At 57.5% G+C, this 20,458-nt stretch carries 20 protein-coding genes and 2 riboswitches; of the genes, 18 read left to right on the forward strand and 2 right to left on the reverse strand.

The window, feature by feature from the left end; all coding sequences use genetic code 11:
- Window positions 1-3 precede the first annotated feature (3 nt).
- The 14 genes from CBW65_RS08980 (at window position 4) to CBW65_RS09045 (ending at window position 16,137) form a co-directional block, all read left to right on the forward strand.
- Window positions 4-978 (forward strand): molybdopterin-binding protein, encoded by a 975-nt coding sequence (locus tag CBW65_RS08980; RefSeq protein ID WP_198299791.1) that lies wholly within the window; start codon window positions 4-6, stop codon window positions 976-978.
- Window positions 978-2,276 (forward strand): molybdopterin molybdotransferase MoeA, encoded by a 1,299-nt coding sequence (locus tag CBW65_RS08985; protein ID WP_087456532.1) that lies wholly within the window; start codon window positions 978-980, stop codon window positions 2,274-2,276. The genes CBW65_RS08980 and CBW65_RS08985 overlap by 1 nt, the downstream gene beginning before the upstream one ends.
- On the forward strand, window positions 2,273-2,776 hold the full coding sequence (gene mobB, locus CBW65_RS08990) for a molybdopterin-guanine dinucleotide biosynthesis protein B (RefSeq protein WP_087456533.1): 504 nt from the start codon (window positions 2,273-2,275) through the stop codon (window positions 2,774-2,776). Before CBW65_RS08985 ends, mobB begins: the two co-directional genes overlap by 4 nt.
- Before the next feature lie 42 nt (window positions 2,777-2,818).
- Complete coding sequence (locus CBW65_RS08995) at window positions 2,819-3,034, forward strand: twin-arginine translocase TatA/TatE family subunit (protein WP_087456534.1); 216 nt, start codon at window positions 2,819-2,821, stop codon at window positions 3,032-3,034.
- A 33-nt stretch (window positions 3,035-3,067) separates the two neighbouring features.
- Window positions 3,068-3,844 carry a twin-arginine translocase subunit TatC gene (gene tatC / locus CBW65_RS09000; protein WP_087456535.1) on the forward strand — a complete coding sequence of 259 codons (777 nt, stop codon included), beginning with the start codon at window positions 3,068-3,070 and terminating at the stop codon, window positions 3,842-3,844.
- Window positions 3,845-3,941: 97 nt separating this feature from the next.
- Window positions 3,942-4,703: a DUF4230 domain-containing protein gene (locus CBW65_RS09005; protein ID WP_087456536.1), complete on the forward strand. Its 762-nt coding sequence runs from the start codon at window positions 3,942-3,944 to the stop codon at window positions 4,701-4,703.
- Window positions 4,704-4,984: 281 nt separating this feature from the next.
- Complete coding sequence (gene groES / locus CBW65_RS09010) at window positions 4,985-5,269, forward strand: co-chaperone GroES (protein ID WP_087456537.1); 285 nt, start codon at window positions 4,985-4,987, stop codon at window positions 5,267-5,269.
- 89 nt (window positions 5,270-5,358) lie between these two features.
- Window positions 5,359-6,990, forward strand: coding sequence for a chaperonin GroEL (gene groL, locus CBW65_RS09015; protein ID WP_087456538.1), 1,632 nt, complete (start codon window positions 5,359-5,361; stop codon window positions 6,988-6,990).
- Window positions 6,991-7,165: 175 nt separating this feature from the next.
- The gene (locus CBW65_RS09020; protein ID WP_157721850.1) at window positions 7,166-8,203 is read left to right on the forward strand and encodes a murein hydrolase activator EnvC family protein; all 1,038 of its coding nucleotides are present in this window, start codon (window positions 7,166-7,168) and stop codon (window positions 8,201-8,203) included.
- Between the two features lie 260 nt (window positions 8,204-8,463).
- Window positions 8,464-9,480 (forward strand): AAA family ATPase, encoded by a 1,017-nt coding sequence (locus tag CBW65_RS09025; RefSeq protein WP_087456540.1) that lies wholly within the window; start codon window positions 8,464-8,466, stop codon window positions 9,478-9,480.
- 1 nt (window position 9,481) lies between these two features.
- Window positions 9,482-10,708, forward strand: coding sequence for a DUF58 domain-containing protein (locus CBW65_RS09030; RefSeq protein ID WP_087456541.1), 1,227 nt, complete (start codon window positions 9,482-9,484; stop codon window positions 10,706-10,708).
- Window positions 10,692-12,878 carry a DUF4129 domain-containing transglutaminase family protein gene (locus CBW65_RS09035; RefSeq protein ID WP_087456542.1) on the forward strand — a complete coding sequence of 729 codons (2,187 nt, stop codon included), beginning with the start codon at window positions 10,692-10,694 and terminating at the stop codon, window positions 12,876-12,878. The genes CBW65_RS09030 and CBW65_RS09035 overlap by 17 nt, the downstream gene beginning before the upstream one ends.
- Window positions 12,879-12,932: 54 nt before the next feature.
- A riboswitch (purine riboswitch) is annotated at window positions 12,933-13,032 on the forward strand.
- A 123-nt stretch (window positions 13,033-13,155) separates the two neighbouring features.
- Window positions 13,156-14,694, forward strand: coding sequence for a glutamine-hydrolyzing GMP synthase (guaA, locus tag CBW65_RS09040; protein WP_198299792.1), 1,539 nt, complete (start codon window positions 13,156-13,158; stop codon window positions 14,692-14,694).
- 42 nt (window positions 14,695-14,736) lie between these two features.
- A complete protein-coding gene (locus CBW65_RS09045; protein WP_087456543.1) occupies window positions 14,737-16,137 on the forward strand; it encodes an NCS2 family permease in 1,401 nt (466 codons plus the stop codon).
- 56 nt (window positions 16,138-16,193) lie between these two features.
- Here CBW65_RS09045 and CBW65_RS09050 read toward each other — a convergent pair whose 3' ends face one another.
- Window positions 16,194-16,595 carry a hypothetical protein gene (locus CBW65_RS09050; RefSeq protein WP_087456544.1) on the reverse strand — a complete coding sequence of 134 codons (402 nt, stop codon included), beginning with the start codon at window positions 16,593-16,595 and terminating at the stop codon, window positions 16,194-16,196.
- On the reverse strand, window positions 16,592-17,029 hold the full coding sequence (locus CBW65_RS09055; protein ID WP_087456545.1) for a hypothetical protein: 438 nt from the start codon (window positions 17,027-17,029) through the stop codon (window positions 16,592-16,594). The genes CBW65_RS09050 and CBW65_RS09055 overlap by 4 nt, the downstream gene beginning before the upstream one ends.
- 175 nt (window positions 17,030-17,204) lie before the next feature.
- Window positions 17,205-17,304: riboswitch (purine riboswitch) on the forward strand.
- Window positions 17,305-17,522: 218 nt separating this feature from the next.
- Here CBW65_RS09055 and purE point away from each other — a divergent pair.
- The 4 genes from purE to purS all read left to right on the forward strand — a co-directional run bounded on the left by purE (window position 17,523) and on the right by purS (window position 20,458).
- Complete coding sequence (purE, locus tag CBW65_RS09060; protein ID WP_087456546.1) at window positions 17,523-18,035, forward strand: 5-(carboxyamino)imidazole ribonucleotide mutase; 513 nt, start codon at window positions 17,523-17,525, stop codon at window positions 18,033-18,035.
- Between the two features lie 63 nt (window positions 18,036-18,098).
- A complete protein-coding gene (purB, locus tag CBW65_RS09065) occupies window positions 18,099-19,391 on the forward strand; it encodes an adenylosuccinate lyase (protein ID WP_087456547.1) in 1,293 nt (430 codons plus the stop codon).
- A gap of 105 nt (window positions 19,392-19,496) precedes the next feature.
- Window positions 19,497-20,213, forward strand: a complete 717-nt coding sequence (gene purC, locus CBW65_RS09070) for a phosphoribosylaminoimidazolesuccinocarboxamide synthase (RefSeq protein ID WP_087459175.1) — start codon at window positions 19,497-19,499, stop codon at window positions 20,211-20,213.
- A complete protein-coding gene (gene purS / locus CBW65_RS09075; protein ID WP_087456548.1) occupies window positions 20,210-20,458 on the forward strand; it encodes a phosphoribosylformylglycinamidine synthase subunit PurS in 249 nt (82 codons plus the stop codon). The genes purC and purS overlap by 4 nt, the downstream gene beginning before the upstream one ends.

Here is a 20,458-nt window from a genome sequence, read left to right on the forward strand (position 1 = left end):
GTGATGAAAAAGGAAGTCCGGGTAGAAGACGCCGTCGGGATGCGCCTTGCGCACGACTTGACCCGCATCGTGCCGGGGGAGTTTAAAGGGCGTTTGTTCAAAAAAGGGCATGTGATCAGCGCCGATGACATTCCGGCGCTCTTGAATATCGGCAAAGAGCACATCTACATCCTGGAGCTTAACGACGGGGAACTGCATGAGGACGACGCGGCGCTGCGCATGGGCAATGCGCTGGCCGGCACTGCGATGCGTTTTGACGAGCCGCATGAAGGCAAAGTGGTCTTGAAGGCGGAGATGCAGGGCTTGCTGAAAGTTGACGCTGAGCGGCTGTTTGCGATCAACATGATCGACGAGATCGCCGTGGTCGCCAAGCAGAACAACACCGTGCTGGAGCCGGGGGATAAGATCGCCGGGCTGCGGGCGATTCCGCTGACTGTCGCCGAGGAAAAAGTGGCGCGGGTGGAAGCTCTTGCCGCTGACAGGGCTGTTTTTGCGATCAAGCCGTTTCGCCGGTTGAAAGTCGGTGTGGTCACGACAGGTTCGGAAGTGCTGAAAGGGCGGATCGAGGATAAGTTCGGCCCGCGCGTGCGCGAGAAGCTGGAGCGGTACGGCTCGGAGGTGATCGAGCAGAAGATCGTCGGCGACCTCGTGGAGGATATCGCTGGAGCGATCGAAACGTTCCATGCGGCCGGAGCGGACATGGTGATCTGCACCGGCGGGATGTCGGTCGACCCGGATGACCGCACGCCTGGCGCGATCAAGCGGGCGGCGACCGAAGTTGTGTCGTACGGGATGCCGGTGCTGCCGGGCTCGATGATGATGCTGGCGTATCGCGAAGCTATGCCGATCTTTGGGCTGCCGGGCTGTGTGATTTTTGATGATTTCACGTCGTTCGACATTCTGCTGCCGCGCGTGCTGGCGGGTGAAAAAGTCACCCGGGAAGAGGTGGCGCACCTCGGGCACGGAGGGCTGTTGTAATGGAGATGTTTTTGCGCCTCGAAGAGGCGTGGGACGTGACGCTTCGGCGAACCGATGCTTGTCCGGTGGAGACGGTGCCGCTGTTTGATGCGTACGGACGAGTGCTGGCGGCAGCGGTGCAGGCGAAGGCGCCTTTTCCGCCGTTCGACCGCTCGGCGCTGGACGGGTATGCGGTGCGGGCCGCCGACATCCAAGGCGCGTCGCCCGATGCGCCGGTCGAGCTGCAGGTGCTGGAAGAAGTGCCTGCTGGCACGGTGCCCGAGCGGGTGGTCGGAGCAGGTCAGGCGGCGAAGATCATGACCGGCGCGCCGATTCCTGTTGGAGCGGATGCGATTGTGCGGAAAGAGGCTGCGGAGCTGCTCGGCAATCCGGCGGGGCGGAATTCCGAAAGTGCTGACGGTGAAGGTGCGGAAGGTCTGTGCCAGCATGCAATCGTGCGCATTTTGATGGACGTGCCTGCGGGCGAAGCGATTTCTGTGCAGGGTGAAGATGCCCCGCAAGGCGCTATGCTCTTGGAAGCGGGGACGCGAATCGGCGCTGCTGAAACTGCCTTGCTGGCGACGAACGGAGAGGCGATGGTGCCTGTCTATCGGCGACCTCGCGTCGGCATCCTCGTCTCGGGCAGCGAAGTGCGCCCGTTGAGCGGGGAACTGCTGCCTGGCCAGATCCGGGACAGCAACGGCCCGATGCTGGCGGCGCTGGTGCGCGATCTGGGCGGTGAACCGGTCTTGTACGGACAGGTCGGCGACGAACTGGAAGAGATCGCAGCGCGGGTCAAACAGATGGCCGCCGAATGCGACCTCGTCCTGACCACCGGCGGTGTCTCGGTCGGCGACTATGACGTGATGCGCGACGCGTACGTGCAGGCGGGCGGCGAAGTGGTGTTTTGGAAAGTCACGATGCGCCCCGGCACCCCGGTCACCTTTGCTGAGATCGCCGGAACTCCCGTCTTTGGCTTGTCGGGCAACCCGGCGGCTGCCTATGTCAATTTTGTCATGCTGGTCGTGCCTGTCCTGCGCAAACTGGCCGGGTTGAGCCAAGTGCTGCCCCGCCCTGTCAAAGCGGTGCTGGACAGCGCAGGCTCGGCCAAAGTGATCGGCCTCGACCGCTTCCTGCGGGCTGAGCTGGTCTCTCTGGACGGACAACTTGTCGCCCGCGCAGGAAAAGGGCAAAAGGCAGCGATCCTCACCTCGCTTGTCGGCATTCAAGGACTGGTGCGCATCCCGGCGCGCGAAGAAGCGCCAAATGGCAGCCTCGTCGACGTCTACCTGTTGCAGGAAGGGGCCTTGTCCCGATGAAAGCGGTGGCGGTCGTCGGCTACAAAAACACCGGCAAAACCACGCTCATCGCCCGCCTCACCGCCGCCTTCAAAGCGGATGGCCTGCGCGTCGGCACGCTCAAGCACGAAGGGGGCGGACACGACATCGCCGGGGACACCCCGCACACCGACACCTGGCAGCACCGCCAGGCCGGGGCGGACGTCACCTTGCTCGCAACGCCAAGGCAAGCGGTGCTGCGCCAGCACTACGAGTCGGAGCCGCCGCTGGAGCAGTTTTTGCAGCAGTTGAACGGAGTGGAGCCTGCCCTCGACCTGATCCTCGTCGAAGGCTGGAAACATTCCGATTTGCCGAAAATCGTGCTGGTCGGCGACGAGAAAATTGAACGATTGGCGAACGTTCTCGCATATGCGGGGAATTGTAAAGAGTCGTCAATTGCAGTGGGTCAGGAGCAGGTGTATGATAGAGAAGATATCGAGGCACTCGTCCAATTGATCAAAGATCTTGTGCTGCACGAATAAACGAATCTTACGACAAATCTTACAACCTGGAGGGTTACTGCTATGTTCCAAAACATTGGTGTTCCGGGACTGATTTTGATCCTTGTCATCGCGCTGATCGTCTTCGGTCCGAGCAAACTGCCGGAGATCGGCCGCGCGTTTGGCCGCACGCTCAAAGAGTTCAAGTCCGCTACTAAAGGCCTGACCGAAGATGACGACAAGAAAGAACAGCCGGCACTGGCGAGCAAGGAAGACGAAAAAGGTCTGCAGACCAAGTAATGCTGCGCTGAGCGGCAGGAAAGGTGTGAGCTTGTGAGCGCAGTTGAGCCGGAAACTCTGGTCGACCATATTGCCGAGCTGCGAAGACGGCTGATCTGGGTCTTGGTCATTTTCCTGATCGCCATCGTTGTGACGTTTATCTTTGTCGATCCGATCTACTACGCGCTGGTCAATGACGCCTCCCGACTCTTCCCCGGCATGGGGGAGATCGAGCTGACGGTGCTTGGCCCGGGCGAAATCTTAAAAGTGTACTTCACCGTGGCGGGTCTCGCCGCCTTTGGACTGACGATTCCGTTTCTGCTCTACCACCTCTGGGCGTTCATCAAGCCCGCGCTGGAAGAGCGGGAAGCCAAGCTGGCCTACAAATTCCTGCCTTTGGTGGCGGGGATGTTTTTCGCCGGGATCTTGTTTGGCTACTATTTCGTCTTTCCGATGCTGTACAAGTTCTTGTACCAGCTCGGGGTGGACCGCTTTAACATCATGTACACGGCGGCCAACTATTTTGGCTTCATGACGAACATCGTCATCCCGTTTGGCCTGATCTTTGAGATGCCGGTTGCGGTGCTGTTCCTCTCCCGCATCGGCATCCTCGCGCCGCATACGCTGGTCAAAGTGCGCAAATACGCGTACCTGGCGCTCGTGATCGTCGCTTCGATGATCTCGCCGCCCGACCTGATCGCCCATCTCTCGGTGGCAGGTCCGATGATCCTGCTCTATGAGTTGTCGATCATCATCGCCAAATGGTCGTGGAAGAACCGCGAGAAAGCGATGCAGGCTGCGGAAGCGCGTCTGGCGCAGGAAGAAGCATAAGACATGACGCAGCCTTTTCCCGCCCGTGGAGAAGGCTGTTCGTTTACGGACATATTTCCGGACCTAACCCACTATTTATGTAAAGAGGAGGCTGCTTGTGACCGATTCAAAAAAGCCATCCATCGCTGAATTGGAAGAAGTGGTGAGACAGTTGAAACAGGCACAGGAAGAAACGTCGGCTGCGATCACGGCGGACAGCTTGCAGTTGCTGCCAGACCGCACCGCAGCGAAGCCCCTGTCGGTGAACCTCCAAGGGTTATTCGGCAAGAAGCGCCTGTTGCTCGTTCTGCTCTTCACCGCGCTGGTCGCAGGTTTTTCCGGCGCCTGGTATTTTCTGAACGTGCAGGAAAAGCCAAACGCTGCCGTCTTTGTGACCGGCGTGCGCGAGCTGTCCGCATTGGCGACGGCTGAAGCGTATGTGATGACCACGCTCGAGGGCGCGGACAACAAGATTTTTGGCATCGAGATCCCTGTGGATTTGCCCGGCACCAAGCGCTCGTATTTATTTGTCGTCCCGGCGAAAATGCTCGCCGGCGTCGAAGTTGGGCAATTGCAGGAAGACGATGTCCGCATCGACCATGACCAGAAGACGATCGGGATCACCTTGCCGCACGCCGTCTTCCTGGAGGAGTCGATCCAGATGGACCAGATCAAAGTCTTCACCGAGGAAGGCTTGTTCCGCAGCTCCACCGATCTGCAGGAAGGCTTGAAGCTGATGTCCCAGGACATGGTGCTGGCCAAACTCCGCTCCGAAGCGGGCGCGACCGGCGTGTTGCAGACGGCTGAGCGCAATGCGGAAAAAGCGCTGCAAGAGCTGTACGGTAAACTGGGATATACGTTGACGGTGAACTACCAATAAAGACGAACGCAAAAAGCCGGGCGATCGCCCGGCTTTTCCACTTCTTTCGAGCTCATTCGCGAAAACTTCCTATGGTAACTTCCTGCCTTCTCTATGTATAATGTTGCCAGCAGGGGACACCCTAGAACTTTGTGTGGGTTTTACAAAAATGTAATGCAAAATTTTTGTTCTTCCCTCTTGCAAACAACAAGGCATTTGACTATCATAAGAATTGGAATTAGCACTCAGTGATGACGAGTGCTAACAGAACATCACTCATCAAAATCTGAGGAGGGTTTTGCATGATTAAACCGATTGGCGACCGCGTCGTCATCAAAGTTGTAGAACGTGAAGAGAAGACCGCAAGCGGGCTGTTCCTGCCGGACACCGCGAAAGAAAAGCCGCAAGAAGCTGAAGTTGTAGCAGTTGGCACTGGCAAAGTTGTAGGCAACTCCGTAGTTGCACTGGACGTAAATGCCGGCGACCGCATCATCTTCTCCAAGTACGCAGGCACCGAAGTGAAGTACAACGGCGTCGAGTACCTGATCGTGCGCGAAGCTGACATCCTCGCGATCGTCGAAGCGTAAGCGACTCCGGGACTGCCCGGAAAACATAGAACATTCACAGGTTTCGACACACATACGTAAAACCGACAAGTACAGGAGGTTGGACGAAAATGGCTAAAGAAATTCGTTTCCAAGAAGATGCTCGCCGCTCCATGCTGCGTGGCGTAGACATTCTGGCTGACGCTGTAAAGGTAACCCTCGGCCCGCGCGGCCGCAACGTCGTGCTCGAGAAGAAGTTCGGCTCCCCGTTGATCACCAACGACGGCGTAACCATCGCCAAAGAGATCGAACTCGAAGATGCTTTTGAAAACATGGGCGCGCAGCTGGTCAAAGAAGTTGCGACCAAGACCAACGACGTCGCAGGCGACGGCACCACCACCGCGACCGTTCTGGCGCAGGCGCTGATCCGCGAAGGTCTGAAAAACGTAACGGCAGGTGCAAACCCGATCGGTCTGCGCCGCGGTATCGAAAAAGCGACCCGTGCTGCTGTTGAAGAAATTCAACGCATCTCCACTCCGGTTCAAGGCAAAGAAGGCATCGCAAACGTTGCTTCCATCTCTGCCGGCGACGAAGAGATCGGCCAGCAAATCGCTGAAGCGATGGAAAAAGTCGGCGAAGACGGCGTAATCACCGTTGAAGAGTCCAAAGGCTTCACCACCGAGGTGGAAGTTGTCGAAGGTATGCAGTTCGACCGCGGCTACATCTCCCCGTACATGGTGACCGACACCGACAAGATGATCGCGGTTCTCGACGAGCCGTACATCCTGATCACCGACAAGAAGATCTCCAACATCCAGGAAGTTCTGCCGGTGCTCGAGCGCGTTGTCCAATCCGGCCGTCCGCTCCTGATCATCGCAGAAGACATCGAAGGCGAAGCGCAAGCGACCCTGATCGTCAACAAACTGCGCGGCACCTTCACCGCAGTTGCTGTTAAAGCTCCGGGCTTCGGCGATCGCCGCAAAGCGATGCTGCAAGACATCGCAGCTCTGACCGGCGGTCAAGTGATCTCCGAAGAAGTTGGCCTCGAACTGAAAAACACCCTGATCACTCAACTGGGCCGCGCGCGTCAAGTTCGCGTTTCCAAAGAGAACACGATCATCGTGGACGGTTCCGGCGACAAGAACGAGATCGAAGCACGCGTGCACCAGATCAAAGTTCAACTCGAAGAAACCACTTCCGAGTTCGATAAAGAGAAGCTCCAAGAGCGTCTCGCGAAGCTCGCTGGCGGCGTAGCGGTGATCAAAGTTGGCGCTGCGACCGAAACCGAGCTCAAAGAGAAGAAACTGCGCATCGAAGATGCTCTGAACGCAACCCGTGCAGCGGTTGAAGAAGGCATCGTACCGGGCGGCGGCACCGCGCTGGTGAACGTCATCCGCGCCCTCGACGCAGTTGTGCTCGAAGGCGACGAAGCGACCGGCGTGCAAATCGTGCGTGCAGCGCTCGAAGCACCGGTTCGTCAGATCGCGACCAACGGCGGCCAAGAAGGCGCGGTGATCGTTGAGCGCCTGAAAAAAGAAGAAGTCGGCATCGGCTTCAACGCGGCGACCGGCGATTGGGTCAACATGCTCCAAGCGGGCATCGTCGACCCGGCCAAAGTTACCCGCTCCGCGCTGCAAAACGCAGCATCCGTAGCGGCGCTGTTCCTGACCACCGAAGCGGTAATCGCTGACAAGCCGGAGCCGAAGGGCGCTGGCGGCGGCATGCCGGATATGGGCGGCATGGGCGGCATGGGCATGATGTAAGCCCACGCTCTTCGAAAAACCACTCTCCTTTGTGAGGGTGGTTTTTTTCTTTTTGCACAACTCGTCCAAAGCTTGCCAAAACAATGACAGCTTGGTTACAAATTGTCGAAACAGGTTGTACCCGCCGCTCGCATTCGGTAGTATGAGACCGATACGTAAAGGAGTGAAAGCGGGGATGAGCAACAAGGGGAACCAGTGGACCGCCTGCTTATTGGCCGGTTTGCTCTTGACCACAGCGCTGCAAGGGACTGCGCTGGCTGCCGAGCAAAAGGGCGAGCAAGCAGAGAAGATTCAGCAAGAAATCACCCAAGTCGACAAAGAACTGCAAGATACATTACAGACGATGCAAGACCTCGAAGCGGAACTGACCGCGGGCATGAAAGAAAAGGAAAAGATGAAAGGCGAGATCGCCGCACTGGAACAGCGCATCGAGAAGCACCGCGAGAAGCTGAAAGAGCGCGTCAAAGTGATGTACGAAAAAGGCGATGTCTCGTTCTGGGAAGTGTTGTTTCAGGCGACCGACTTCTCCGATTTTCTGGAGCGGCTCCAGATGCTGTCGATGATCGTTGAACAGGACCAGGAGCTGATCGACCAGCTGCGTGCCGATCAGGAGCAGCTGAAAGTCACCAAGGCCAAGCTCGACGCGCAGCAAAAGGCGCGCCGCGCCAAGCAGGAAGAGCTGCGCAAGACGGAGCAGGACCTGCAGGCGAAAGCAAAAAATCTGAAAGGCGATCTCGCCGAAGCATTGGCCGCTCCGGCGGAAGACCAGATGGTCGTCGAGCAGGCTTATCAGAACTACACCGGCCCGCAGTTCATCCAGAGCGTTGCCGGCAACGGCAGCTATGCTTGGCCGGTGCCGTCGTCGTTTGCGATCTCTTCGGGCTACGGCATGCGCGGTTCCGAATTCCACAAAGGGATCGACATCTCCGCACCGATCGGCACCCCGTTTGTGGCGGTGGCAGACGGCGTGGTCGTGCAGGCAGGTTCGGCCAGCGGGTACGGACACTGGATCGTCATCGACCACGGGGGCGGCGTCACCTCCGTCTATGGCCACATGTACGGCAACGGGATCTATGTCAGCACCGGCCAGACCGTACGCCAAGGCCAGGTGATCGGCGCGACCGGCAATGACGGCTACTCGACCGGCCCGCATCTGCATCTGTCGATGCAAAGCGGCGGCGGCTACGTCAATCCGCTGGCATTCCTGCAATAACGTTGGCACAATCCCCGGTTTTTCTGGCCGGGGATTTTTTTGTCGAGATTTTTGTAGAGATTAATGTGAATTTTCATATATATTAAGAGGGTAGACACCTGTCCATCCATCCAATACTTGTGCGAGGACAAACTTTCCCCCACTCTGTTATGCTTAATTATGTAGACTTGCCTGAAAAATGCTAACAATTGGAAGGACTTTTGTCATAGCTGCGAGAAGTATAGATGACTGGCAATCTTTTGAATTGGAGGAAGTAAATCATGCAACATACAGACGATAAAGAACTTGTGAACCGTGAATTTGATCACCCGCACAAAGTTCTGACCGATGTGGTGAATAACGTCGAGAAAGTAATCATTGGCAAGTCGAAAGCTGTCCAGCTCTGCATGGTCGCGATGCTCTGCGACGGACACGTATTGCTGGAGGACGTTCCGGGTGTCGGCAAGACGATGCTCGTGCGCTCGCTGGCGAAGACGCTGGGCTGCTCCTTCAAACGCATTCAATTCACGCCTGACCTGTTGCCCTCCGACGTGACAGGCGTTTCGATCTATAACCAGAAGACCAACGAATTTGAATTCCGTCCCGGCCCGATCATGGGCAACATCATCCTCGCCGACGAGATCAACCGCACCTCGCCGAAAACGCAGTCCGCGCTGCTCGAAGCGATGGAAGAGCACAACGTGACGGTCGACGGCACCACCTATAAACTGCCGTCCCCGTTCCTCGTCATGGCGACGCAGAACCCAATCGAATACGAAGGCACCTTCCCGCTGCCGGAAGCACAGCTCGACCGCTTTCTGCTGAAGCTCAACCTCGGCTACCCGACGCCGGAGCAAGAAGTTGATCTGCTTGGCCGTCAGCAACTGGTGCATCCGATTGAGAACCTCGAGCAGGTCACCGATCAGGAAACCTTGCAGTCGATGCAACAGAAAGTGCGCGAGATCTATGTGGAACAGTCGATCCGCGAATATATCGTCAACATCACCACCGAGACCCGCAAACACCAGGCGGTCTACCTCGGCGCATCGCCGCGCGGTTCGCTTTCTCTGTTTAAAGCAGCGCAGGCGCTGGCCTTTGTGCTGGGCCGCGACTATGTGATTCCGGATGATGTGAAGCAGTTGGCGCCGGTCACGCTGGCCCATCGCCTGATTCTGAAATCGGAAGCCCGTCTGGGCGGCACGACGGTGGAGAAAGTGCTGTCTGAGATCATGAAAGCTGTGCCGGTGCCGGTCACCCGCGAGTTTTCCCCCGACAAAGCCCGTGAAAGGGTGAAGTAAGGTGAGGAGATTCGGACGCATTCTCCTGTGGCTGATCCTGCTGTTCGCCACGTTTGCTTACGGCAAGTTTCAAGGCGGTTTTGCGGCCTGGTTTATGTTTTACGCAGCAGTTCTGCTCGCCGTCTACGAGCTGGGGACCGCCCGCTATGCCCTGCGCGATGCCAAGTCGGAGCGCCGGCTGTCCTCGCTGAAGATCAACGCGGGACAGACGCTGGAAGTCGATATCGTGATCGAGATCGAAGGCCGCAAATGGCCGCTGCCGTGGCTGGTCGTCGAAGATACGCTGCCGACCCGGCTGCTCTTGCAGAGCGGATCGAACCGCGAGCTCCATTTCCCGGGTTATAATCGCAAGCTGCGCCTCACCTATTCACTGCCGAACATGCCGCGCGGCAAATACGTCCTCGGCGACACCCGGCTCGTCACCGGTGATATTTTTGGCCTGACCAAAAAGGAACTGGTGCACCAGCGGACCGATGAGGTGACCGTCTATCCGAAGATCATCCCGATTCCGTATTGGCATACGATCAACAAATTTAACATCGGCCACACCAACGCGCAAAACCGGATGGCGGAAGACTCGTCGAACGTGATCGGCGTGCGCGATTATGCGCAAGGCGACCGTCTGTCGCGCATTCACTGGCGCGCGTCGGCCCGCACTGGCTCTTTGAAGACCAAAGAGTTTGAGCTGCATGTGACCAACGATATGATGTTTTTCTTAAACCGTTCGGAGGATGCCTATCGCGGCGGCTCCAACCAGCTGTTTGAGCTGGCGGTGACCACGGTGGCGTCGCTTTTGAAACACGCGTCGAGCAAAAAGTACTCGGTCGGCCTGACTTCTTATGGCCGCGAGCGCGTGACGATTGCGCAAAGCCGCAATTTTGAGCAATACCTGCGCATCATCGAGCATTTGGCGATCGTGCAGGCGGACGGCGCTGACGAGTACAATGACGCGATTCTGCGCGAGGTCAACCACCTGCAGCGCGGTTCGACGATCGTGCTGGTCACGCCGGTGCTCGACCAGCCGCTGGTGCAGTTGATCGGCTTTTTGGAATACCGCAAGATCAAGGCCGAACTGTTTTATATCGTCGGCGGACGCCAGTTGAACGAAGTGGATCTGTCGCACATGGGGAAATTGGAGATGCTAGGCGTCCACACCTATGTGGTGCGGGACGAAAATGAACTGGAAGATGTAGTGAGGGGGCCGATATCCTATGCTTCAAACGGCTAGATGGGTGACGGGCAGCCCGCTGCGCGACACCGTTCTCTACTCCTTGGTCTGGCTGTGGCTCGCTCAAGTGCTCTTCCCGCTCGGAGAAGCCGGCGAGATCCAGTCGATCTGGTTCTTCTTGTCCTTCCTGCTGCTGCTGTTCGTCAGCGATTTGCTGGTCGGACACCTGTTGCTGCGCTTTTTGCTGAAAGCTGTGGTGTTTTTCAACTTCGTGTTTCAGTACCACTATAAAGGCACCTATCTCTTCTTCGAGCTGACAGCGTGGCTGGGGCATTGGTTCCGCGACGTGACGGCGGCGTTTCACGCGCTGCAGGCGGGGGAGTTTGCCGCGCTGACGATGTCTGCGAAGACGACGGCGATGCTGCTGGGACTGTGGCTGTTCCAAGTCTTGTTCCGCCAGAGTCTGAAGGCGAAGATCTGGATGTTTGTCTTCCTCGTGCTTGGCCTGGTCGGGCTCGGGGTGCTCGATACGTTTTATGTGGAAGAGACGGAAGGCCATATCGTGCTGTTCCTGCTGTTTGGCCTCGTCATCCTCGCCTTCCGTCAACTGCCGGTGGTGGAGCGTCTGGCCCGCATGCCGCGCCATCTCAAAGGCTGGCCGACACACTGGCTGGCCTGGACGTTGATCTTGTCGCTTTTGGTAACCGGCGTGGGTCTGGCCGTCCCGAAAGCGCAAGATCCGGCCTGGCCGGACCCGGTGTCATACCTGCAAGGGCTGAAAGACGGCGGCGCGGTGCGCCAAAAGATCGGCTATGGCAGCAACGATGACCATCTCGGCGGTCCGTTTGAGATGGACGAAACGGTTGTCTTCACCGTGACGTCGACCGTCGAAGGCTACTACCGGGGCGAGACGAAAGCATTTTACACCGGCAAAGGCTGGCTCTCCGTAGCGCCGGCCGAACCGGTGCCCAATCCGGAGTTTGTCCAAGCGGAAAGGTTTTTACCGACATCGACCTTGGAGACCAAGCGCGTGGAGCAGACCGTCCACGTGCAGGACACGATGGTGCCGCTCGTCTTTGGACATTCGGAGATCACCGGCGTGACCGGCCCGAACATCTCGCCGAACACGCTGAGCTATTCCATCCTCGACAGCCGTCTGGAAGTCAATCAGATGGAGCCTGGCGACACCTATACGGTCATCTCGGAAGTGCCGTACCATGATGAGGTGGCGCTGAAGGGCGCTTCCATGCCGCCGCAAGACCTGCTGACCGGCTCGCTGCAGTCGTACATCTCGCTGCCGGCCAACCTGCCCAAGCGGATTCGCGAGTTGGCGCTGGAAGTTACGAAAGACGCCAAGACGCCGTATGAGCGCGCCAAGGCGCTGGAGGATTACTTGAGCGGCAACTACCGGTATGAAACGGAAGATGTGCCGATTCCAAAGGATAAGCAGGATTTCGTCGATCAGTTCCTGTTTGAGTCCAGACGCGGCTACTGCGACCACTTCTCCTCCTCATTTGTCGTCATGGCGCGGACGCTGGGCATGCCGACCCGCTGGGTCAAAGGCTTCACCCGCGGCGATGTCGACTTGACGTATGACGGCAAAACGGACGACGAATACCTGTACACCGTCCGCAACAAAAACGCCCACTCCTGGGCGGAAGTGTATTTTGACGGGATCGGCTGGGTGGCATTTGAACCGACCGCAAGCTTCCAATTGCGTCCGCTGTTCAAGCCGGATGAAGCGGCGCCGGTGATTGCGCCGCCGGTCAACAACCCGAAAGGCGAAGAAGAAGAGGAAGAGCAGGCAGCACCGTCCAAGACGGCTTTGTTCTCCTTTGACATCAACTGGAAAGCGGTCGGCCTCTACGCAGGCATCGCAGCCGTGATCCTGCTGATCGTCGCCTTCTTCAACCGCCGCAAGCTGCTCACCGCCTACTACCTGCGCCGGGCGTACAAAGGCGACGGCGATGTGATCATGAACGCGATCCTGCGTCTGATGCTGATCATGAACCGCTTCGGCTGGAAGCGCCGGGACGACATGAGTTTGCGCGAGTACGCGTTGTTCCTCTCCGGCAACCCGGACCTGCGCGGGCGGGAGATGATTCCGCTGGCCCAGATCTTCGAGCGCGTACGCTATGGCAAACGCGACGTGTCCGACGGGGAAAAATCGCAAATTCAAGACCTCTGGACGCGAATCGTTCGGAAAGCGGGACGTATGAAAAAACGGTAACGCGAACGATGTGTGATTTATAGTTGACGAATGTTCGTCTTTTAAAGTAGAATGATGTCGAAAACAAGATTGTCTCGTATATTGCCGGGGATATGGCTCGGCAGTTTCTACCAGTTCCCGGAAAGAACTGTCTACGAGGATTCGACATCGTGCAAGTCAAGTAAGCACCCTGTTCTCCTCGTATGCCTTGAGTATGATTTTTCCATACTAAAGGTGTTTGAGGAGCGACAGGGTGCTTTTTTCATGTTTACAACCTAGTGGGACGGGAGCGTATGTGATGATGGATAACAAAGAGATCGTCGTCGTGCTGGACTTTGGGGGTCAATACAACCAGTTGATCACCCGCCGAATTCGCGAACTGAACGTCTACTCGGAGCTGATGCCGTTTCAAACGACGGCGGAAGAGCTGAAGAAGCTGAACCTGAAAGGGATCGTTTTCTCCGGCGGCCCGAACTCCGTCTATGCGGACGGCGCGCCGAAAGTCGACCCGGCGATCTTTGAACTGGGTGTGCCGATCCTCGGCATCTGCTACGGCATGCAGCTGATGGCGCATCATTTTGAAGCAAAAGTTGAGCGCGCCGATGTGCGCGAGTATGGCAAATCGATGATCGACGTGCAAAGCGACAACGTGATGTTTACCGGCCAGCCCGCATCGCAGCAAGTCTGGATGAGCCACTCCGACAAAGTGGTGTCCGTGCCGGCCGGCTTCCGCGTCGACGCGACGACCACCACCTGCCCGGTCGCAGCGATGAGCGATGCGTCGCGTAAGCTTTATGCGGTGCAATACCACCTCGAAGTCAACCACAGTGAATTCGGACAAGAGCAGTTGAAGCATTTCCTGTACGATGTGTGCCAAGCGAGCGGTTCCTGGACCTCCGCGTCGTTTGTGGAAGAAGCGATTGCGAAGATCAAAGAGCAAGTCGGCGACAAAAAAGTGCTCTGTGCTTTGTCCGGCGGCGTGGATTCCTCCGTGGCGGCCGTGCTGGTGCACCGGGCGATCGGCGACAACCTGACCTGCATGTTCGTCGACCACGGCCTGCTGCGCAAAAACGAAGCGGAGCAAGTGATGGAGATGTTCGCCGGCGAGTTCAAGATGAACGTCGTCAAGATCGATGCCCGCGACCGCTTCCTCGGCCGTCTGGAAGGCGTGTCCGATCCGGAGCGCAAGCGCAAGATCATCGGCGAAGAGTTCATCCGCGTCTTTGAAGAAGAGTCCAAAGCGCTGGGCAACTTCGACTTCCTGGCGCAAGGCACCTTGTACACCGACATCATCGAGTCGGGCACGGCGACGGCGGCGACGATCAAGTCGCACCACAACGTCGGCGGCCTGCCGGAGGACATGCAGTTCAAACTCGTCGAGCCGCTGAACGCCCTGTTCAAAGACGAAGTGCGCGCCGCGGGCACCGAGCTTGGCATCAAAGACGAGATCGTCTGGCGCCAACCGTTCCCGGGTCCGGGTCTGGCGATCCGCATCATTGGTGACGTGACGGCAGACAAGCTGGAGATTTTGCAAGATGCTGATTTCGTCGTTCGCGATGAGATTCGCCGCTCCGGCCTCGACCGCGAGATCTGGCAATACTTCGCGGTGCTGCCGGACGTTCGCTCCGTCGGCGTCATGGGTGACGAGCGCACCTATGCGTATACGATCGCGATTCGCGGCGTGACGTCGAGCGACGGCATGACGGCCGACTGGGCGCGCATCCCGTACGATGTGCTGGAGCGTTTGTCCGTAAGACTGGTCAACGAAGTTCGCGACGTCAACCGCGTCGTGTATGACATCACGTCCAAGCCGCCGGCAACGATTGAGTGGGAATAACAGAGAAGCAGAATCAGAGGGGAAAAAAGGGGGAGCATTGCGATGTTAGAACGTCTCTTTAAACTTGGCGAATTTGGCACCAACCCGCGCACCGAGATCATCGCCGGGATCACCACGTTCGTCACGATGGCGTACATTCTGTTTTTGAACCCGGTGGTCCTGAAGGGCACCGGCATGTCGGAAGGCGCGGTCTTCTTTGCAACGGCGGTTGGCGCCGGGCTCGTGACCTTGATGATGGGTCTGTTCGTCAACTACCCAGTCGGCCTCGCGCCGGGTATGGGTCTGAATGCGTATTTCGCGGTTGTCGCAGCTGCTAACGGCGGCGTGATGACGTGGCAAGTGGCGCTCGGTGCTGTTTTTGTCGCCGGTATCATCTTTATTTTGCTGACGGTGACCGGGTTCCGCCAAATGCTGGTCAAGGCGCTGCCCGATTCGCTGAAATATGCGATCACCGTCGGTATCGGTCTCTTCATCACCCTGATCGGCCTGAAACTGGGTCAGGTCAGCACCGTTTCTTTCGTCGGCGGTCCGTCTGCCGAAGCGATCAAAGCGGGCGCTCCCGTCGTCAACCTGCTGTTCTTCGAGTGGAACATCGGCCTGACCAACTTTGTCGCCAACAAAGCGGCAGCCTTGACGCTGATCGGGCTGCTGATCGCCGGCATCCTGACCACGCTGCGCGTGCGCGGCGCACTGCTGATCGGCATCATCCTCACCACCCTGATCGGCATTCCGCTTGGCGTCACCAACACGGCGTCGCTTAGCAACCCGACGTTCCTGCCGAACTTCAGCGAGCTGTCCCTGTTCAAACTCGACTTCTCGATGCTGGGCAGCGGGATCTTCTGGGAAGTTGTGATCATCTTCGTTTTCGTCACCTTGTTTGACTCCTTTGGCACCTTGGTCGGCACGGCGAACCGTGCAGGCCTGCTCAACCGTCCGGACGGCGAAAAGCGTCTGGGACGCGCGATGTTCGTCGACGGTTCCGGCGTTTCGATCGGCGCGCTGCTCGGCATCACGCCGATGACGGCGTACATCGAGTCGGCAGCCGGCATCGAATCGGGCGGCCGCACCGGTCTGACCGCTGTGACCACCGGGATTCTGTTCCTGCTGTCTGTCGTACTGCTCGCTCCGTTTGTGCAAGTGATTCCCGATTCGGCGACCGCACCGGCGCTGATCGTGGTTGGCGTGCTGATGATGAGCTCCGTCCGCCACATCGAGTGGGATGATTTCGGCATCGCGATGCCAGCGTTCCTGACCATCGCCCTGATGCCGTTCACCTACTCCATCGCCAACGGCATCTCGATCGGGATCATCTTCTTCGTGATCCTGAACGTGCTGCGCAACCTCTTCACCAAAGACGCTGACAAAAAAGTCAACGTCCACTGGCTGATGTGGGTCATCGCCATCCTCGCCCTGGCCCGCTACATCTTCCTGGCCGGGGAGTAAGACCCTGGAGAAAATAATTAAAAGCCCTTCATCGCGAAGGGCTTTTTTTCATACTTTTACACCGGCGCCGTGCCGTCCGCATCGCCCGGCTCTTGCGCCGCCAGCAGGTCGCCAAGCGCAGGCAGCCGCTCCAAGAGCCGGACGCGGATGTCGTCGGGCATCTCGTAGCGGTTCCGCTCGCGGTAGAGGATCAACAGCCCAAGCGAGGCAACCTCCTCCATAAACGCGTCGATCCGGCAGCGCTCGTGCAGCGCCAGCCGGGTCATCGCGCGGCGCTCAAACGGGGAGAGCGCTTTTACAAACTCATCCCAGTGCGCGGGGTCTTCCCAGTAGGCCACGATCTGCTCGCGCAGCTCAGCCTCCGTGTACTTCACCTTGGTCTCCGGGAGGTACAGCGTCTCATACACGTCATACAGATGAGACGGCGGCAGCGTCCGCAGATAATCGCAGAGCATCATGAAACGTCCCTCCTCTGCTCTTTCATACGCTTGGGCCGCTTGTCGGTCAGGGGAATCGCATGGCGCCAGGCAAAACGCTGCAGGGCGCTCATCGCATCCCAGTAGTCGGCCGCATTCACGCGAATGTATCGGTTGTGCTCGCCGACGCGAATCTGCACAACATTGTTTTTGATCAGGAAAATCTCATAGATCTCCTCATGCGAAAACACCTGTTGCCAGCGGCCGCGGTCGATGCGAATCTCCTCATCGCCGACCTCCAGCTCACGCAACTGAAACAGCACCCGAAAGGTGAACAGCACGTAAAGCGCCACGACGGCAAAAAACACCAAGGCATTGCCCGGGCGCATCCATTGCAGCAGCAGCGGGATCAACGGGAACAACAACGGCAGAAAAATAAAACGCTGGGTGTCGCGTATCCGATAGATGCGTGCCATGTCCAATCACTCCATACAGTTCCGGATCTACTATCAGTCTATTGGCACGGGCCAAAAACTATGTCTAGAGGAGAAAAAGAGGTCAAAATTCGAACGATCATAAAATGTTCACGTCTAATGTTCGTATTTTCCGTTGACGGGCTAGGATGCGTTTTGGTATGCTTACAGTAGACAACGACATCAACCGACAACAGTCCGTATATACTCGGGGATTGGCCTGAGAGTCTCTACCCGGCGACCGTAATCGCCGGACTACGAACGAAAGTGAATCTAGGGTTCCGCTCGCACCGAGTAGGTCCAAGCGATTCACATGTCTACCACGCGTGGACATGACACCGAAGGGAGAAAAGCCCAGGCGGGTAGGTTTCGCTCGGCAGCACCACGTGCAGCGACCGAATTCTACCCATCTGGGCTTTTTTATGAAACTTTTGCGTGTAGCACCAGAGGATTTGCTAAAAACTAACGCTGGTTCACTAATTGGAGGGAAACAACAATGGCAAAGAAAGTATTGATTCTCATGGGCAGTGATTCCGACCTGAAAGTAATGAACGAAGCAGCAAAAGCGCTGCACGCTCTGGAAGTGGAAACGGAGATTCGCGTCTCCTCCGCACACCGCGTGCCGGACAAGACGATGAAGCTGGCGCGCGAAGCTCGCGAAAACGGCTTCGGCGCGATCATCGCAGGCGCAGGCCTCGCCGCGCATCTGCCGGGCGTCGTTGCAGCATGCACCACCCTGCCGGTCGTCGGCGTGCCGATCCAAGGCGGCGCGATCCAAGGCGTTGACGCACTCTACGCGATCGTCCAAATGCCGAAGGGCATCCCGGTGGCAACCGTCGCTGTCAACGGCGCATACAACGCTGGCCTGCTCGCTGCACAGATTCTCGCAACTGCAGACGAAGACCTCGCGAACCGTCTCGTCACCTACCGTGAACAACTCGCCGCCGAAGTGATTGCGAAAGACGAAAAACTGCAAAGCATCGGCGTGGAAGCATACCTGAACAACTAATCCTTACAAAGACACTTACAACTTACTGACCTGCAACATTGGGGACTTGGGAGGAAACCAACTGTGATCGATCGCTACACCTTACCGGAAATGGGCAAGATCTGGGAACTGCACAACCGCTTCGCCAACTGGCTCGAAGTTGAAATTCTCGCATGTGAAGCATGGGCAGAACTCGGCGTCATCCCGCAAGAAGACGTCAAGCTGATCCGTGAAAAAGCAACCTTTACCGTCGAGCGCATCCTCGAGATCGAAGAATCGACCCGCCACGACGTGGTTGCTTTCACCCGCGCCGTCTCCGAATCGCTCGGCGACGAGTCGAAATGGGTGCACTACGGCCTGACCTCGACCGACGTTGTCGACACGGCGCTGTCCAGCCAGATTCGCCAAGCCAACCAGATCATCCGCCAAGACATCACCGACTTCATCGAAGTGCTCGGCGCGAAAGCAACTGAGCACAAATACACAGTCATGATGGGCCGTACCCACGGCGTGCATGCCGAGCCGACCACGTTTGGCTTGAAAGTTGGCCTGTGGTTCGAAGAGATGAAGCGCAACCTGGAGCGTTTTGACCAGGCCTGCGACACCATCGAATACGGCAAGATGTCCGGCGCGGTCGGCACGTACGCGAACATCGACCCGTTTGTTGAGAAATTCGTCTGTGAAAAGCTCGGCCTGAAAGCATCGCCGATCTCCACCCAGACCCTGCAGCGCGACCGTCACGCACACTACATGAGCACGCTGGCGATCATCGGCTGCACCTTGGACAAGATCGCGACCGAGATTCGCGCCCTGCAAAAAACCGAGTTCCGCGAAGCGGAAGAGCCGTTCTACAAAGGCCAAAAAGGCTCCTCGGCGATGCCGCACAAGCGCAACCCGGTCTCCTGCGAACAAGTTTCCGGCCTCGCGCGCATCCTGCGCGGCAACTCGCTGGCCGCTTACGAAAACGTGCCGCTCTGGCATGAGCGCGACATCTCGCACTCGTCGGTGGAGCGCGTGATCATCCCGGACAGCACGATTCTCGTCAACTACATGCTGCGCAAGATGATCCGCATCATCAAAGACCTGACCGTGTTCCCGGAGAACATGAAGCGCAACATGGACCGCACCTTCGGCCTGATCTACTCCCAGCGCGTCCTGCTCGCACTGATCGACAAAGGCCTGACCCGCGAGAAAGCGTACGACGCGGTCCAAGCCCGCGCGATGCAATCCTGGGAAGAGCAGCGCTCCTTCCGCGAGATCGTGGAAAGCGATGAACTGATCACTTCGCACCTGAACAAGGAAGAACTTGACGACTGCTTCGACTACAACTGGCACCTCAAACACGTCGATACCATCTTCGATCGACTCGGCCTGTAAAATTTTTTCCGGGGCTTTACTGCCGGACCGCCTTCATCCCTTGACCGAGAGGAGGCGGGGAGTGAGTCCCGGTGTTTTTTATAACAGAGGAGGTTTTCTCTCATGATTACTAAAGGCGAAATGCTCTACGAAGGCAAAGCAAAACGCGTTTTTCATACCGACAACTCGGATCAATATATCGTGGAATACAAAGACGACGCTACCGCTTTTAACGGCGAGAAAAAAGGCACCATCTCCGGCAAAGGCCAGCTGAACAACGCCATCTCCACCATCTTCATGGAGATGCTCAAAGAGCACAACATCCCGACCCACTTCATCTCCAAGCTGAACGCGAACGAGCAACTGGTACGAAAAGTCGAAATCGTCCTGCTTGAAGTAGTAGTCAGAAACATTGCAGCCGGTTCCCTGGCGAAGCGCCTCGGCATGGCGGAAGGCACCGTGCTCCCGAAGGCGGTCGTGGAATTCTACTACAAAGACGACGACCTCGGCGACCCGCTGATCAACGACTCGCACATCGACGTGCTGAACCTCGCAACCCCGGAAACGGTTGCCAAGATGGCTGAATACGGCCGCCAAATCAACGACATCCTGATCAACTACCTCAAAGACCGCAAAGTAAAACTCGTCGATTTCAAACTCGAATTTGGCATCACCCCGCAAGGCGAACTGATCCTCGCCGATGAAATCTCTCCGGACACCTGCCGCTTCTGGGATGCAGACACCAACGAAAAGCTCGACAAAGACCGTTTCCGCCGCGACATGGGCAATGTGGAAGAAGCATACCAAGAAATGCTGCGCCGCTTGGGAGGAGTCGAAGTATGATCATCGCTCGCATTCACGTCACCTTGAAACAGTCCGTTCTCGACCCGCAAGGCACCGCCGTCACCAAGTCGCTGCACGCGCTTGGCTACAGCGAAGTGGACGATGTGCGCATCGGCAAATTCCTCGAGCTGAAAATCAACACGACCGACCGTGGCGCAGCAGAAGCTCGCGTGACCGACATGTGCGAAAAACTGCTCGCCAACACCGTCATCGAAAAATACGAATTCGAACTTGTGGAGGCCTAA

The sequence above is a fragment of the Tumebacillus avium genome, from assembly GCF_002162355.1.
GTDB classification, from domain to species: Bacteria; Bacillota; Bacilli; order Tumebacillales; family Tumebacillaceae; genus Tumebacillus_A; species Tumebacillus_A avium.

Coding starts and splice junctions, on each gene's coding strand:
- CBW65_RS08980 (WP_198299791.1), top strand. CDS start 4: ATGAAAAAGGAAGTCCGGGTAGAAGACGCCGTCGGGATGCGCCTTGCG.
- CBW65_RS08985 (WP_087456532.1), top strand. CDS start 978: ATGGAGATGTTTTTGCGCCTCGAAGAGGCGTGGGACGTGACGCTTCGG.
- mobB (WP_087456533.1), top strand. CDS start 2,273: ATGAAAGCGGTGGCGGTCGTCGGCTACAAAAACACCGGCAAAACCACG.
- CBW65_RS08995 (WP_087456534.1), top strand. CDS start 2,819: ATGTTCCAAAACATTGGTGTTCCGGGACTGATTTTGATCCTTGTCATC.
- groES (WP_087456537.1), top strand. CDS start 4,985: ATGATTAAACCGATTGGCGACCGCGTCGTCATCAAAGTTGTAGAACGT.
- groL (WP_087456538.1), top strand. CDS start 5,359: ATGGCTAAAGAAATTCGTTTCCAAGAAGATGCTCGCCGCTCCATGCTG.
- CBW65_RS09020 (WP_157721850.1), top strand. CDS start 7,166: ATGAGCAACAAGGGGAACCAGTGGACCGCCTGCTTATTGGCCGGTTTG.
- CBW65_RS09025 (WP_087456540.1), top strand. CDS start 8,464: ATGCAACATACAGACGATAAAGAACTTGTGAACCGTGAATTTGATCAC.
- CBW65_RS09035 (WP_087456542.1), top strand. CDS start 10,692: ATGCTTCAAACGGCTAGATGGGTGACGGGCAGCCCGCTGCGCGACACC.
- guaA (WP_198299792.1), top strand. CDS start 13,156: ATGATGGATAACAAAGAGATCGTCGTCGTGCTGGACTTTGGGGGTCAA.
- CBW65_RS09045 (WP_087456543.1), top strand. CDS start 14,737: ATGTTAGAACGTCTCTTTAAACTTGGCGAATTTGGCACCAACCCGCGC.
- CBW65_RS09050 (WP_087456544.1), bottom strand. CDS start 16,595: ATGATGCTCTGCGATTATCTGCGGACGCTGCCGCCGTCTCATCTGTAT.
- CBW65_RS09055 (WP_087456545.1), bottom strand. CDS start 17,029: ATGGCACGCATCTATCGGATACGCGACACCCAGCGTTTTATTTTTCTG.
- purE (WP_087456546.1), top strand. CDS start 17,523: ATGGCAAAGAAAGTATTGATTCTCATGGGCAGTGATTCCGACCTGAAA.
- purS (WP_087456548.1), top strand. CDS start 20,210: ATGATCATCGCTCGCATTCACGTCACCTTGAAACAGTCCGTTCTCGAC.